The following is a 13,864-nucleotide window of genomic DNA, read 5'->3' as shown; positions in this document are numbered from 1 at the left end:
TGAACACCCGCGTCGCCGGTCGGAGGCGCGGCTAGGCTAGGCGGGGGGGCCCAGGCCCCGACGACCTGACGACACACTAAGGAGTTCTCCGTGGCAGCAATCGACGCCGTAGGCGCCCGCGAAATCCTCGACTCGCGGGGCAACCCGACCGTCGAGGTCGAGGTCCTGCTCGACGACGGGACCGTGTCGCGCGCGGCCGTCCCCTCGGGCGCATCCACCGGGGCCTTCGAGGCCTACGAGCTCCGCGACGGCGACGACAGCCGCTACCTCGGCAAGGGCGTGCTGAAGGCCGTCGCGGCCGTCATCGACGAGATCGGCCCGGAGGTCGAGGGCCTCGACGCCACCGACCAGCGCCTGATCGACGCGGCGATGATCGAGCTCGACGGCACCGAGAACAAGTCGCGCCTCGGCGCCAACGCCATCCTCGGCGTCTCGCTGGCCGTGGCCCGCGCCGCCGCCGACTCGGCCGACCTGCCGCTCTTCCGCTACCTCGGCGGCCCGAACGCCCACACGCTGCCCGTGCCGATGATGAACGTCATCAACGGCGGCTCGCACGCCGACAGCAACGTCGACATCCAGGAGTTCATGATCCTGCCGATCGGCGCGTCGACCTTCGGCGAGGCCGTCCGCTGGGGCGCCGAGACCTACCACGCGCTGAAGAGCCAGCTGAAGGCCGCCGGCCTCTCGACCGGCCTCGGCGACGAGGGCGGCTTCGCGCCGAACCTCGAGAGCAACCGCGCCGCGCTCGACCTGCTGGTCGAGGCCATCACCACGGCCGGCTTCACCCCCGGGAAAGACATCGCGCTGGGCCTCGACGTCGCCTCGAGCGAGTTCTTCTCCGACGGCTCGTACACGTTCGAGGGGCAGTCGCGCGACTCGGCCTTCCTCGCCTCGTACTACGCCGACCTCGTCGCCTCGTACCCGCTCGTCTCCATCGAGGACCCCCTCGACGAGGACGACTGGGAGGGCTGGGCGCACCTCACGAGCGAGATCGGCCGCAAGACGCAGATCGTCGGCGACGACCTCTTCGTCACCAACCCGACCCGCCTCGCCAAGGGCATCCAGACCGGCGCCGCGAACTCGATCCTCGTCAAGGTGAACCAGATCGGCACCCTGACCGAGTCGCTCGACGCGGTCTCGCTCGCCCAGCGCAGCGGCTACACCACCGTGCTGTCGCACCGCTCCGGCGAGACGGAAGACACCACGATCGCCGACCTCGCCGTCGCGACCGACGCCGGCCAGATCAAGACCGGCGCCCCGGCCCGCAGCGAGCGCGTGGCGAAGTACAACCAGCTGCTCCGCATCGAGGAGGAGCTCGGCGAGGCCGCGGTCTACGCCGGCTACTCGGCGTTCCCGCGCTTCCAGGCCTAGCCAGCGCCCCGCCGAGAGGCCCGTCCCCGCCCGGGGGCGGGCCTCTCGGCGTTCCGTGACCCGGCGCCCGGGTGCGTCGTCTACCCTCGACACATGCCTCGTGAGACCCCGAACCGCCGCGTGCCGGTGAGCCTCCCGGCCGCCGACTCGGCCGCGGGCGCCTGGCTCCGCAACATCCGCTCGTCGGGCTTCAGCCTCGTGATGCTCGTCATCCTCGTGCTCTTCGTCGTCATCCTCGCGCCGTCGCTCCGCACGCTCATCCAGCAGCAGCAGCAGATCGCCGCCCTCGAGCAGGAGGTCCGCGACCAGCAGGCCGACGTCGACGACCTGCAGGGCGACGTCGCGCGCTGGAGCGACCCGGCCTACATCGAGGCCCAGGCCCGCGACCGCCTGCTCTACGTCTACCCGGGCGAGTACAGCTACCTCGTCATGGGCGAGTCGGCCGGCGCCGAGCCCTCGCAGCCCGCCCCGATCAGCGACTCGCTGCAGACCCCCCAGGTCGACTGGGTGGCGGCCATGACCTCGTCCGTGCTCGACGCCGGCCTCAGCGACGCCCCCGCGACCGAGCTGGTCGCGCCCGACCTCGGCGGCGCGACCGTGCCGTCCTCCACCTCGACAGGCGGCACCCCGTGACGACCCCTCCCTTCGACCCGGTCACCGACGACGACGTGCGCATCGTCACGGCGCAGCTGGGCCGCCCCGCCCGCGACGTCGTGGGCATCCCCGCGCGCTGCGTCTGCGGGGCGCCCACCGTCGTCGCGACGAAGCCGCGCCTCGGCGACGGCACGCCCTTCCCGACGCTCTACTACCTGTGCCACCCGGGGGCGACGGCGGCGGTCTCGACCCTCGAGGCCACCGGCGTGATGACCGAGATGACCGAGCTGCTGGCCGGCGACGAGCAGGTGCGCGAGCAGTACCACGCCGCCCACGACGCCTACCTCGCCGACCGCGAGGGCATCGAGCACGTCGCCGAGATCGCGCACGTCACGGCGGGGGGCATGCCCGAGCGCGTCAAGTGCCTGCACGCCCTCGTCGGCCACGCCCTCGCGGCGGGCCCCGGGGTCAACCCGATCGGCGACCTCGCGCTCGAGCGTGCGTCGTGGAGCCCCGACGTCTGCCGCTGCCCCGACTGGCTCGACGAGTCCGCCCCGGCGACCACCGCCTCCGACGGCGCAGCCTGACCGCCGTGCGGCGGCGAGGGGGCGTCAGCGTCGCGGCGGTCGTCGCCGCGGCCGCCCTCGTCGTGCTGCCCGCGGCCTCGGCGCGTGCCGACGCGATCCGCGACCAGCAGTACTGGCTCGCCGACTACGGCATCGAGCAGGCCTGGCAGACCACCCGGGGCGCAGGAGTCACGGTGGCGGTCATCGACACCGGCGTCGACGGGTCGGTGCGCGAGCTCCAGGGCGCCGTCGTCGGGGGCACGGACGTCAGCGGCCAGGGCAGCCCCGACGGTCAGACCCCGGTCGGGACGGACGACCCGGCGCACGGCACCCTCGTCGGCTCGATGCTCGCGGGCCGAGGCACCGGCAGCGGCGACGGCGTCGTCGGCGTCGCGCCCGAGGCGAGCCTGCTGTCGGTCTCGGTCGGCTTCGGCACCGGCGCCGTCGACTCCGACACCCAGATCGCCGACGCGGTCCGCTGGTCGGTCGACCACGGCGCCGACGTCATCAACATGTCGCTCACCCGCAACACGCTCGACTGGCCGACCAGCTGGGACGACGCGTTCCTCTACGCGATGGAGCACGACGTGGTCGTGGTGGCCGCCGCCGGCAACCGCGGCAGCGGCACGACCGAGGTGGGCGCGCCGGCGACCATGCCCGGCGTGCTGACCGTCGCGGGCGTCGACCGCTCGGGCACGGCGAGCTTCGACGCGTCGAGCCAGGGCATCACCATCGGGGTCGCCGCGCCGAGCGAGAAGCTCGTCGGGGTCGGCCCCGACGACGTCCACTACAGCTGGAACGGCTCGAGCGGGGCCACGCCCCTCGTCGCGGGGATCGTCGCCCTCGTGCGGGCCGCCCACCCCGAGCTCGACGCCGACGACGTCATCAACCGCGTGGTCGCGACGGCCGAGCCGCGCGGCGCGAGCCAGCCCGACCCCCTCTACGGCTACGGGCTCGTCGACGCGGCGGCGGCCGTCACCCGTGACGTGCCGCACGTCGAGGCGAACCCGATGGGCGACCTCTCGGAGTGGATCCGCGTGCACCGCCGCGCCGACGAGGTCGTGCCCGACGGCAGCTCGTCGGCCGTGCCCGTCGAGCCGGCGCCGGTGCCCACCCCCGAGACCCCCGACGGCGAGCGGCTGTCGGCCCTGCTGCCCACGGTCGAGACGATGCGGTCGACGGGCGTCCCGCTCATCGTCTTCGCGGTCTTCGGCGGGGCCCTGGTGCTCGTCGGGGTCGGCGCCGCCCGGCAGTACGGGCGGGGCCGTCGGCAGGAGTAAAGTCTCCTCCGACACCCCACAACGAGGAGAGCCTTCACCGTGCCTGAAATCCTGATCGTCGGCGGCGGCTACGCCGGCTTCTACACCGCCTGGAAGCTCGAGAAGCACCTCCGTCAGGGGGAGGCGTCGGTGACGGTCGTCGACCCGCTGCCCTACATGACGTACCAGCCCTTCCTCCCCGAGGTCGCGGCCGGCTCGATCGAGCCCCGTCACGCCGTGGTCTCGCTCCGCCGCCACCTCAAGAAGACGAGGGTCGTCACCGCCAAGGTGACCGCGGTCGACCACGCCACGAAGACCGCGACGATCACCCCGTCCGTCGGCGACGCGTGGACGATGCAGTACGACCAGATCGTCATGACGGCCGGCGCCGTGTCGCGCACCTTCCCCATCCCGGGCGTGGCCGACGAGGCCATCGGCCTCAAGACCATCGAGGAGGCCGCGGCGATCCGCGACAAGCTCCTCACCAACTTCGCGAAGGCGGCCGACCTGCCCGCCGGCCCGCTGCGCGACCGCCTGCTGACGGTCACGGTCGTCGGCGGCGGCTTCGCCGGCATCGAGATCTTCGCCGAGCTGCGCAGCTTCGCCAGCGACCTGCTGAAGAAGTACCCGACCCTCACCATCGACGACACCCACTTCCACCTCGTCGAGGCGATGGGCCGCATCATGCCCGAGGTGTCGCTCGAGACGAGCCACTGGGTGCTGAAGAACCTCGCCGAGCGCGCCGCCACGGTGCACCTCGACACGCAGCTGCAGTCGGCCGTCGGCGGCAAGATCGAGCTGTCGACCGGCGAGTCGTTCGAGTCGGACCTCATCGTCTGGACGGCCGGGGTCATGGCCAACCCGATGGTGCGCTCCACCGACTTCCCCCTCGAGCAGCGCGGCCGCATCACGGTGCAGGCCGACCTCCGCGTCGTCGACGGCGAGACCGTCGTGCCCGGCGCCTGGGCCTGCGGCGACGTCGCGGCGACGCCCGACCTCACGGGCAAGGGCGTCGGCGGCTTCTGCGTGCCGAACGCCCAGCACGCCGTCCGCATGGGCAAGCAGCTCGCCAAGAACATCACCGCCGTGCTCCGCGGCGAGGAGCCCGTCGACTACGTGCACGAGAACCTCGGCGCCGTCGCGGGCCTGGGCCTCGGCACCGGCGTCTTCCAGAGCGGCAAGTTCGTGCTGAAGGGCTTCCCGGCCTGGGCCGCGCACCGCGGCTACCACGGCATGGCGATGCCCTCCTTCGAGCGCAAGTTCCGCGTCGTCACCGGCTGGTGGAACAACTTCTGGCTCGGCCGCGACATCGTCTCGCTCGACGACCGTGAGCGCCCCCGTGCCGCGTTCGAGGCGTTCGCGTCGCGCCCGAAGCCGGCCGCCGACGCGCCCGCCGCCGCACCCGCGCCCGAGATCGGCAAGGCCGCCGGCGAGCCCGGCCCCGCCTACGCGAACCCGGTCGACGCCGACGGCAGCGCGCCCGCCGAGGGCGAGAAGGTCGGGGCCACGGCCAGCGGCTCGGCCCGCGGCACCGGAGCGTCGACCGACGTCGCCGGCACCGACGCGGTGCCCGCCGCCGAGTAGTCACGGCACCGGCCGCCTCGAGCGGCCGACCACGACGCCCGCCCTGCTGCTCGTCAGCACGGCGGGCGTCGTCGTGTCCGTGCGACGGCCGCCGCCGCCGTCTCGTAGGCTCGGGGGAGGCCCTCGTAGCCCAACTGGTCAGAGGCAGGCGACTTAAAATCGTCCAAGTCAGGGTTCGAATCCCTGCGGGGGCACGGTCACGCCGTCAGGGCGACGCGGCCGACGCGGGCGACGGGCGCGGCTCAGGCCTCGCGGCCCGCGGGCTCGACCACGCGCAGCCAGAGCCAGGCCGCGACCGCCCCGAGCGCCACGACCGCGCTGGCCGCCACGAGCGGCACGACCGGGAACGCCGCCGTCGGCGCCCCGACGAAGACCACCGCGGCGACGCTCACGCCGACCACGACGAGCCCGACGTAGGCGCCGCGCGACCAGGCCCAGACCCGTCGCCCCGGCAGGCCGCCGAGCGGCACGAGCGAGACGACGAGCGAGCCGAGCCCGGCCAGGCACACGGTCGCCAGCGTCTCGCGGGCGAGCTCAGCGCCCGCGCCGGCCCCGGCCGCGGCCCCGGGCACGACGCCGTGGAGCACCCACGCCGCCCCGCCGAGCACGACGAGGGCCCCGAGCTGCGCGGCCGCCGCGACGCCGACGTCACGGGAGTCGGGCTCGCGCGCAGCCTCCGCGCCGCGGTGTCGCCCGGACGACGACGGCACGGCGACGAGGGCGCCCGTGAGCAGCACCCCCAGCACGAGCGGCGGGTCGAGCGAGAGGGCCCGCGTGGCCGCGCACGCGACGACGGCCGCCAGCAGGAGGCGCGGTGACATCCGCACGCGGAGGGCCAGGCCGCGGGCCCGCGCGACGAGCAGGGCGGGCAGCGCCACGCCCAGCCCGTTGATCACGACGAGCCCGATCACGATTCCCAGCGCCAGGCGGGCGTACTGCAGCTCGTCGTCGACCCCGGCGGCGACGGCCGTGACGGCGGCGCCCGCCACGAGGGCCAGGGCGACCGGCAGCCACGGGCTGACCGTGGCCGCGCTGAACGACGTGGGCAGCTCGACGCCGCGGTTGCGGCCGGTCAGCGAGGCGCGGCGCCGTCGCTGTCGCCCGCGCAGCGACGCGGCCGCGAGGCGGGCCGGCGCGGCCACGAGCAGGAGGAACAGCAGCGCCAGCCCGCCGGCGAGCGCCCAGGCCGGCCCGCCGAGGGTCTGGCCGAGCGTCGGCAGGTGCTCCCCGAACGAGGTGGCGGTGGCCCAGGTGCCCCGGGGGCCGTCACCGGTGCCGGGGGCGCCCCCCGCGCCTCCTGCGGCGTCGTCGGTCGGAGGTCCGCCGTCGCCGTCGGGCGACCCGGGGGCGACCGGCGCGGCCGACGTCGACGGGCCTGAGGGCGACGGGGAGGCGGTGGGGGCGGGCGTGGCACCGGGTCGCGGCGTCGGGCCCACGACGGGAGGCGCGACGGCGGAGGCGGGGTCGACCACGGTCACCGTGACGCCGGCCGAGGGGGGCCCGTAGTTGCCCGCCGGGTCGACGAGGGCGGCCTGGACGACGTGCGAGCCGAGGGGGAGGTCGGAGCCGGCGGTGCTGCACGACCACGGGCCGTCGCCGACGACGACCTGGCAGACGGGCGAGCTGTCGACGTAGACGGTCGCGAGGGCTCCGGCCTCGCCGCTCCCGGTGACCGTCACGGGCTGCGCGGCGATCCGCTGCCCGGCCGTCGGCGAGGTGAGGCGCGGAGCGGCGGGCGCGTCGCGGTCGACCCGCACCGAGACGGCGCTCGAGGCGCCGGAGCTGGGCACGTCGGGCACGGAGGGCGACGACTGCGTCGCGGTCACCGTGTACGAGCCGGAGGGGAAGGAGGAGGCGGGCAGCGTCGTCGTCCACGACCCGTCGCCGCCGGCGGTCGCCGTGGCGCGGGCGCCGCCGTTGGCCGTGACGGTCACCGTGGCGCCGGGCGCGGCCGTGCCGGAGAGCTTGCCGCCCACGAGGAGGCCGCCGCGGACGGTCGGCGGGGTCAGCACCGAGAACGGGCCCGAGTCGACGTCGGGCGTGCTCGGCTGGTCGAGGTCACGGGCCGTCGCCGTCCAGCCCGCGCCGGTGGGCACCGGCCCGGAGCACGACCAGGCCCCCTCGGCGTCGGCCGTCACCGCGTCGCAGAGGGTGCGGAACGTGCCCGAGCCGCTGACCGAGACCTTGACGCGCGCGCCGGGGGTCGCGGTGCCGCTGACGAGCACCGTGCCCGTCGCGCTGTCGCTCACCGGGCCGATGGTCGGCGCGACGGGCTCGGCGGTGGGCGGGGGAGTCGTGGGCGGGGCGCCGAGGGAGGGCGGCGCCGGCGACGGGGTCGGGCTCGCCGCCGCCCAGCCGGGTGCGGACGGCCCGGCGAGCAGCAGCGCGAGGCCCAGGACGGTCGCGAGGACCACGGTGACGGACGCCCGGGCCCTGCCCTGCGCCGGGGCGTGCCGGAGGCCCGCGGGGCGGCCGGTCGGGGCCGGGCGTCGCGGGGCGGCGGAGGGCAGGAGGTCGATCACTGAGACCCATTCAGCACGGCCGCGGGGGACAAGTCAATCCGCTGCGCGGAGGAGGACCGTGTGCTCCTCCTCGCCGGTCGACGACGCATGTCGTGAGTTCGCTCCGAGAACGCCCAGTCGACGTGGAGGCCCCGTCGGGCGCATTTATAGTGTTCTCCGGACCGAGCCCCGACCCGACGACGTCTCCGAGCCCCCCGCTCGGCCGCGGGTCGCCACGCACCTGGAGGAGTCACCCGTCATGCAACCCGGCCTCACCGGCATCCTCGTCGCCGTCGGCGTCGTCGTCCTCCTCCTGCTCCTGGCGGGCATCTGGGCCTGGGCGTCGTACCACTCGCTCGTGGCGCTCCGCACCCGGGTCGACGAGGCGTGGGACGGCATCGTCGTCCAGATGCGCCGCCGGGCCGAGCTGGTGCCGACGATCGTCGAGCAGGTCAGGGGCTACGCATCGCACGAGACCAAGGCGCTCGAGAACGTCGAGCGGGCTCGGGTCGAGACCCTCGAGGCGAGCACCCCGGCTGCCGCGTCGACCGCCGAGGGGCACCTGCAGACCGCGCTCCGCGGGGCCTTCACGGTCTCCGAGTCGTTCCCGCAGCTGCAGGCGAGCCAGTCGTTCCTGCAGCTGCAGTCCGAGCTCGTCGAGACCGAGGACGGCCTCCAGGCCGCCCGTCGCTCCTACAACGGCGGCGTCCGCGAGCTGAACGCGAAGGCCGTCGGCTTCCCGGCGCGGCTCTTCGCCCCGCGCCTGGGCGTCTCGCAGCGCGACTTCTTCGAGGTCGAGCAGCCCTCGACCATCGCCGAGCCCCCGCGCGTCCAGTTCTGACCCCTAGCTGACGTCGCCCGCCCCGACGGCGCCCCGCAGCGCCGCCGCGAGGTCTCCCCGGTCGACGACCTCCACCCGCTCGAGCCCCTGCCAGCGGGCCGCCCGGCCCAGCAGCGCTGCGAGCCGGTCGACGTCGACGGGCAGGTCGCGCTCCCGCCACGAGGCCTGGACCCGCAGCACGCGGGCCTGCCGGTCGCTCTTCAGGTCGACGCGGGCGACGAGCTGGTCGCCCTGCAGCACCGGCAGCACGTAGTAGCCGTGCACCCTCTTCTCCTGCGGGGTGTAGATCTCGATCCGGTAGCGGAACCCGAACAGGCGCTCCGCCCGGGGCCGCGTCCAGACCACGGGGTCGAAGGGCGAGAGCAGGGCGTCGGCGGCGATCCGCCGGGGGAAGGTCGCGTCGCGGTGCAGCCAGCCGCCCCGCGGCCAGCCCGGGACCGCCACCGGCGTCACGACGCCCTGGTCGGCCAGGTCGTGCAGGGCGGGCACGACGTCGGCCGTCTTCATGCGCCAGTGGTCGGCGAGGTCGGCGGTGGTCGCCACGCCGGAGGCGCGGGCCGCGTGGGCGAGCAGCTGACGGTGGGCCTCCTCCCGCCCCACCTCGACGGCGAGGAGCTCGGCGGGCAGCACCTGCTCGGGCAGCGCGTACACCCGCTCGAACCGTCGTCGCCCGGCGCTGACGAGCGCCCCCACGCGGAAGAGCGCCTCGAGCCCGCGCTTGACGTCGCTCCAGCCCCACCACGGCCCCGTGCGCCGGTTCGCGTCGTGCTCGACGAGGCTCGCGGGCAGCGGCCCCTCGCCGCGCAGCTCGTCGAGCAGCCAGGCGGCCGTCCGGGCGTTGGCCGACAGCCACGACCCCGGGTCGGCCTCTGCCCGGGCGCGGTGGTCGTCCATGCGCCAGCGCATCAGCGGCCAGGTCTCGACGGGCAGCAGCGCGGCCTCGTGCGCCCAGTACTCGACGTACCGCCCGCGCGGGGCGAACAGCAGCTCGTCGAGCCTGTCGCGGTCGTAGTGGCCGAGACGCGCGAAGACGGGGAGGTGGTGGCTGCGTTCGAAGACGTTCACCGAGTCGATCTGCAGCAGGCCGAGACGGTCGACGACGCCGTGGAGCTGGCGGGCGCCGACGGCCCGGGGGCCCGCCGCCTCGGCGACGGGCCGGCCGAGGCCCTGCGCGGCGAGGGCCGTGCGGCGGGCCTGGGCGGGGGAGAGGGCGTCGCGGGTCACGGGGCGACCCTACCGACGGCCGCCGACACGGCCGACCCGACCCGCGCCTCCTCGTGTCCGGGCGCCGACGCAGCCGGGCCCGAGACGGGGCCAGCATGCCGGGAGGGGCATGTGGCGCGGGCGTCACGGTCGGCCGCGACACCTACACTGAGCGCATGAACCGCCTCCGACGGCTCCTCCGACGCCCCCCGGGCAGCCACGTCGCGACGCCCGTGCCCGCCGAGCCCGTGCCCGGCGCCGCGGCGCTCCCGTCGGCCCCCGTCACGGGCCCGGAGGTCGCTCCCGAGCGCCGCACGGAGGGCGACCTCGACGGTGCGCTGCCCCGCGGCGTCGTCGTCGCCGGCGCGTGGTCGTGGCGCGTCCTCGCGATCGTCGGCGTCATCGCCGTCTTCGTCTGGCTGGTCATCCAGCTGCGCATCATCGTCGTGCCGTTCATGGTGGCCCTGCTCATCGCGGCGCTGCTCGTGCCCCTCTCGTCGTGGCTGCAGCGGCACGGCTGGCCGAAGTGGCTCGCCGTCGTCGTCAGCCTCGTCGGCTTCGTCGTCGTCGTGGCCGGGCTGCTCTACCTCGTCGTGCTGCAGATCATCGACGGCTGGCCCCAGCTGCGCGACCGATCGGTGGCCTCGTACGTCGAGCTGAAGGGCGTGCTCCTCGACTCGCCCCTTCACCTCACCGAGGCGCAGCTGAACGGCTACGTGACCGACGCCGTGACCGCCCTGCAGCAGGACAGCCAGCCGCTCCTGCGCGGCGCCCTCTCCGTCGGCACGACGGCCGGCCACGTCGGCGCCGGGCTCGTGCTCGTGCTCTTCTCGACGATCTTCGTGCTGGCCGGCGGCGGCGACATCTGGCGCTGGTTCGTCCGTCTCTTCCCGCGACGCGCCCGCACGGCCGTCGACGGCGCCGGCCGCGCCGGCTGGACGACGCTGACCAACTTCGTCAAGGTGCAGATCCTCGTCGCCGCGGTCGACGCCGTGGGCATCGGCCTGGGCGCGTTCTTCCTGGGCCTGCCGCTCGTCGCGCCGATCGCCATCGCGGTGTTCCTCGGCTCGTTCGTCCCCGTGGTCGGCGCGGTCGCGACAGGCACCGTCGCCGTCGTCATCGCGCTGGTCTACAACGGCTGGGTGGTGGCGCTGGCGATGCTCGCGGTCGTGATCCTCGTGCAGCAGATCGAGGGCCACGTGCTGCAGCCGTTCGTCATGGGCGGCGCCGTCAAGGTGCACCCGCTGGCCGTGGTCTTCGCGGTCGCGGCGGGTGCCCTCCTCGCGGGCATCCCCGGCGCGCTCTTCGCGGTGCCCGTCGTCGCGGTGCTGAACGTCATGGTGTCGTACGTCGCGGGCGGCAGCTGGCGCGACGGGCCCCGGTCGGTGCCCGCTCCGCCGGGTCGCGTGCCCCCGGGCCCGTCGGCCGGCGCCTCCGCCCCGAACACGAGGGGCGGCCCCGTGGTCGGCCCCTCGGCCACGTCCCCCGCGGCCACCTCCCCCTCCGCGGCCGACCCGGCCGCCGCCTCCGCTCGCTCCGTTCCGTCCCGAAAGGCCGCTGATGCCTGACCTCACCATCGCCGGGCCCACCCTGGCCGAGATCGAGGAGGCGCGGGTCCGCGTCTCGACGGTCGCCCGCGTCACGCCGATGGAGAGCTCGCGGTTCCTGGCCGACGTGCTGGGCTCGCCGGTGTACCTCAAGTGCGAGAACCTGCAGCGCACGGGCTCGTACAAGATCCGGGGCGCCTACAACCGCCTCACGCAGCTCTCCGACGACGAGAAGGCGCGGGGGGTCGTGGCCGCCTCGGCCGGCAACCACGCCCAGGGCGTGGCCTTCGCGGCGCGGGAGCTCGGCATCGCCGCCACCATCTTCATGCCGGTCGGGGTCGCCCTGCCCAAGCTGCAGGCCACCCGCGACTACGGGGCCGACGTGGTGCTCAGCGGCCACGCCGTCGAGCAGTCCCTGATGGCCGCCAAGGAGTTCGCGGCCACCACCGGCGCCGTCTTCATCCCGCCCTTCGACCACCCCGACGTCGTCGCCGGGCAGGGCACCGTCGGCCTCGAGATCCTCGACCAGGTGCCCGACGTCGACACGGTCATCGTGCCGATCGGCGGCGGCGGGCTCATCTCGGGCGTCGCGAGCGCCCTGAAGCAGAACGCCGCCCGGACGGGCCGCGACGTCCGCATCATCGGGGTGCAGGCGGTCAACGCGGCCCCCTACGCGGTGTCGATGAAGCGCGGCGTCCGCACCGACATCGAGGCCCTGCCGACGATCGCCGACGGCATCGCGGTCGCGAAGCCGGGCGTGCTGAACTTCGAGATCGTCCGCGAGACCGTCGACGAGGTCGTCACGGTCAGCGACGACGACACCGCCCGGGCGATGCTCGTCATGCTCGAGCGCGCGAAGCTCGTCGTCGAGGCGGCGGGCGCCGTCGGCGTGGCCGCGGTGCTCACCGAGCAGGTGCGCGACCTCGGCACGACCGTCATCGTCCTCAGCGGGGGCAACATCGACCCCCTGATGATGGAGCGCGTGATCGGGCGAGGCCTCGCGGCCGCCGAGCGCTACCTCAAGCTGCGGGTCGGCCTGCCCGACCGGCCCGGGCAGCTGACCCGGGTGTCGGAGATCCTCTCGGACGCGAACGCGAACGTCGTCGAGGTGCTGCACACCCGGCACGGCCGCGGGCTGCAGATCAGCGAGGTGGAGCTCGAGCTCAGCGTCGAGACCCGCGGCCCCGAGCACGTCCAGCACGTGCTGCAGCGCCTCCNCGTCGTCAGCGCCGGGGGCTACGGCGTGTAGGTCTCGACCGCGGTGACGGAGACCGCGATCTCCTTGCCGTTGGGGGCCGTGTAGCTCGTCGAGTCGCCCACCTTCAGGCCGTTGATGGCCTGGCCCAGCGGGCTGGTCTCGCTGTAGACCGAGAGGTCGCTGTCGGCGGCGATGATCTCGCGGTTGCCGAGCAGGAACGTGCTGGGGTCGCCGGCGATCGTCGCGGTGACGACGGTGCCGGGGCCGACGATGCCGGCGGCGGCGGTGGACTCGCCGACCGTGGCGTTCTTCAGCAGGTTGGTGAGCACCCGGATGCGCGCCTCCATCTTGCCCTGCTCGTCCTTCGCGGCGTGGTAGCCGCCGTTCTCCTTCAGGTCGCCCTCTTCACGCGCCGCCTCGATGCGGGCGGTGATCTCCTTGCGGCCCTCACCGCTCAGGGTGGCGAGCTCGGCCTGGAGGCGGTCGCGCGCGTCGGGCGTCAGCCAGGTCGTGGCGTCGTTGGCGTCGTTCATGGTGTCTCCGTTCGTGTGGCGGCCGGCCGCGCGGTCGCCCGCGCGGGTGGTCCGGTCACGGGTGCTCACGTCGCGCGTGCGGGGAGCCGCGGGGCGGACGAGGCACGCCCCTCGAAAGAAGGAGACCGGCCGAGTGGCCGGTCTCCGGTGATCCGATGTAGTCTACGGAAGCCAGCACTCGTAGATCAACCCCGTCACCGCCCGCTCGCTGGTGGCCAGCGAGGTGGTGTACGTGGTCGAGTGCTGCGCCGCGGCGGGCAGGTGGACGACCTTCCAGCCGACGATCGCGAACTTCTGGTTCTGCGCCTGGACGGCGCAGCTCACCTCGGTGCCCGGCTGCACGCTGACGGTGTACTGCACGTCGACCGAGCGATCGTCGAGCACCGTGTAGCCGACGTCGGTGCTCTCGAGCTTCGACCCGTCGCCGTCGAAGGCGGCGAAGACGACCCAGGCGGCGAAGACCACGACGAAGGCGACCGCGACCGAGACGGCGACCACCGTGCGCCGGCGGCGCGTGCCCGGAGACCGGCCGTAGCGGTCGTCGAGGTGCGACGAGCGAGCCGTGTCGGGGGCCGGCGTCGAGGGCGCCGGAGATGCTGCGGGGGGCGTGGACGCCACTCGGGACTCCGTCCGATTATCCTGGTCACAGGGTAGCAACGTCTGCCCT

At 74.6% G+C, this 13,864-nt stretch carries 11 protein-coding genes, 1 tRNA gene and 1 pseudogene; 9 read left to right on the top strand and 4 right to left on the bottom strand.

The window, feature by feature from the left end; genetic code table 11:
* Nucleotides 1-90 precede the first annotated feature (90 nt).
* From eno to IFT72_RS08555, 6 genes are all read left to right on the top strand, one after another.
* The gene (eno, locus tag IFT72_RS08580) at nucleotides 91-1,371 is read left to right on the top strand and encodes a phosphopyruvate hydratase (RefSeq protein ID WP_192046143.1); all 1,281 of its coding nucleotides are present in this window, start codon (nucleotides 91-93) and stop codon (nucleotides 1,369-1,371) included.
* A gap of 93 nt (nucleotides 1,372-1,464) precedes the next feature.
* Nucleotides 1,465-2,004 carry a septum formation initiator family protein gene (locus IFT72_RS08575; RefSeq protein ID WP_056056685.1) on the top strand — a complete coding sequence of 180 codons (540 nt, stop codon included), beginning with the start codon at nucleotides 1,465-1,467 and terminating at the stop codon, nucleotides 2,002-2,004.
* Entirely contained in the window at nucleotides 2,001-2,552 is a 552-nt protein-coding gene (locus tag IFT72_RS08570; RefSeq protein ID WP_056056684.1) for a DUF501 domain-containing protein, read from the top strand. The genes IFT72_RS08575 and IFT72_RS08570 overlap by 4 nt, the downstream gene beginning before the upstream one ends.
* 5 nt (nucleotides 2,553-2,557) lie before the next feature.
* A complete protein-coding gene (locus tag IFT72_RS08565; RefSeq protein WP_255465495.1) occupies nucleotides 2,558-3,811 on the top strand; it encodes a S8 family serine peptidase in 1,254 nt (417 codons plus the stop codon).
* A 39-nt stretch (nucleotides 3,812-3,850) separates the two neighbouring features.
* Entirely contained in the window at nucleotides 3,851-5,374 is a 1,524-nt protein-coding gene (locus tag IFT72_RS08560; RefSeq protein WP_192046142.1) for an FAD-dependent oxidoreductase, read from the top strand.
* Nucleotides 5,375-5,493: 119 nt separating this feature from the next.
* A tRNA-Leu gene (locus IFT72_RS08555) sits at nucleotides 5,494-5,568 on the top strand.
* Nucleotides 5,569-5,616: 48 nt separating this feature from the next.
* Here the strand turns inward: IFT72_RS08555 and IFT72_RS08550 are convergent.
* Complete coding sequence (locus IFT72_RS08550) at nucleotides 5,617-7,896, bottom strand: hypothetical protein (protein ID WP_192046141.1); 2,280 nt, start codon at nucleotides 7,894-7,896, stop codon at nucleotides 5,617-5,619.
* Between the two features lie 238 nt (nucleotides 7,897-8,134).
* Here IFT72_RS08550 and IFT72_RS08545 point away from each other — a divergent pair, with 238 nt between their 5' ends.
* Entirely contained in the window at nucleotides 8,135-8,716 is a 582-nt protein-coding gene (locus tag IFT72_RS08545) for a LemA family protein (protein WP_192046140.1), read from the top strand.
* A gap of 3 nt (nucleotides 8,717-8,719) precedes the next feature.
* On the opposite strand, the gene IFT72_RS08540 is transcribed toward IFT72_RS08545, so the two are convergent.
* Nucleotides 8,720-9,940, bottom strand: coding sequence for a DNA glycosylase AlkZ-like family protein (locus tag IFT72_RS08540; RefSeq protein ID WP_192046139.1), 1,221 nt, complete (start codon nucleotides 9,938-9,940; stop codon nucleotides 8,720-8,722).
* Nucleotides 9,941-10,095: 155 nt separating this feature from the next.
* Here IFT72_RS08540 and IFT72_RS08535 point away from each other — a divergent pair, with 155 nt between their 5' ends.
* Together IFT72_RS08535 and ilvA are read left to right on the top strand one after the other, a co-directional pair.
* Nucleotides 10,096-11,487 (top strand): AI-2E family transporter, encoded by a 1,392-nt coding sequence (locus IFT72_RS08535; protein ID WP_185233401.1) that lies wholly within the window; start codon nucleotides 10,096-10,098, stop codon nucleotides 11,485-11,487.
* Nucleotides 11,480-12,683: pseudogene (ilvA, locus tag IFT72_RS08530) on the top strand (threonine ammonia-lyase); the annotation flags it as partial. The gene IFT72_RS08535 and the pseudogene ilvA, both read left to right, overlap by 8 nt.
* A gap of 19 nt (nucleotides 12,684-12,702) precedes the next feature.
* Here the strand turns inward: ilvA and greA are convergent.
* Both greA and IFT72_RS08520 read right to left on the bottom strand, forming a co-directional pair.
* A complete protein-coding gene (gene greA, locus IFT72_RS08525) occupies nucleotides 12,703-13,197 on the bottom strand; it encodes a transcription elongation factor GreA (RefSeq protein WP_056056674.1) in 495 nt (164 codons plus the stop codon).
* 162 nt (nucleotides 13,198-13,359) lie between these two features.
* Nucleotides 13,360-13,815, bottom strand: a complete 456-nt coding sequence (locus tag IFT72_RS08520) for a DUF4307 domain-containing protein (RefSeq protein WP_056056672.1) — start codon at nucleotides 13,813-13,815, stop codon at nucleotides 13,360-13,362.
* Nucleotides 13,816-13,864 lie beyond the last annotated feature (49 nt).

This window comes from Frigoribacterium sp. CFBP 8754 (assembly GCF_014841815.1).
Classification (GTDB): domain Bacteria; phylum Actinomycetota; class Actinomycetes; order Actinomycetales; family Microbacteriaceae; genus Frigoribacterium; species Frigoribacterium endophyticum.
Note: the sequence above shows the minus strand (reverse complement) of the source record. Positions and strands in the feature narration are given on the sequence as shown.

Bases quoted from the DNA above. Each gene is read 5' to 3' on its own strand.
- greA (WP_056056674.1), bottom strand. From the start codon at position 13,197: ATGAACGACGCCAACGACGCCACGACCTGGCTGACGCCCGACGCGCGC.
- IFT72_RS08535 (WP_185233401.1), top strand. From the start codon at position 10,096: ATGAACCGCCTCCGACGGCTCCTCCGACGCCCCCCGGGCAGCCACGTC.
- IFT72_RS08545 (WP_192046140.1), top strand. From the start codon at position 8,135: ATGCAACCCGGCCTCACCGGCATCCTCGTCGCCGTCGGCGTCGTCGTC.
- IFT72_RS08575 (WP_056056685.1), top strand. From the start codon at position 1,465: ATGCCTCGTGAGACCCCGAACCGCCGCGTGCCGGTGAGCCTCCCGGCC.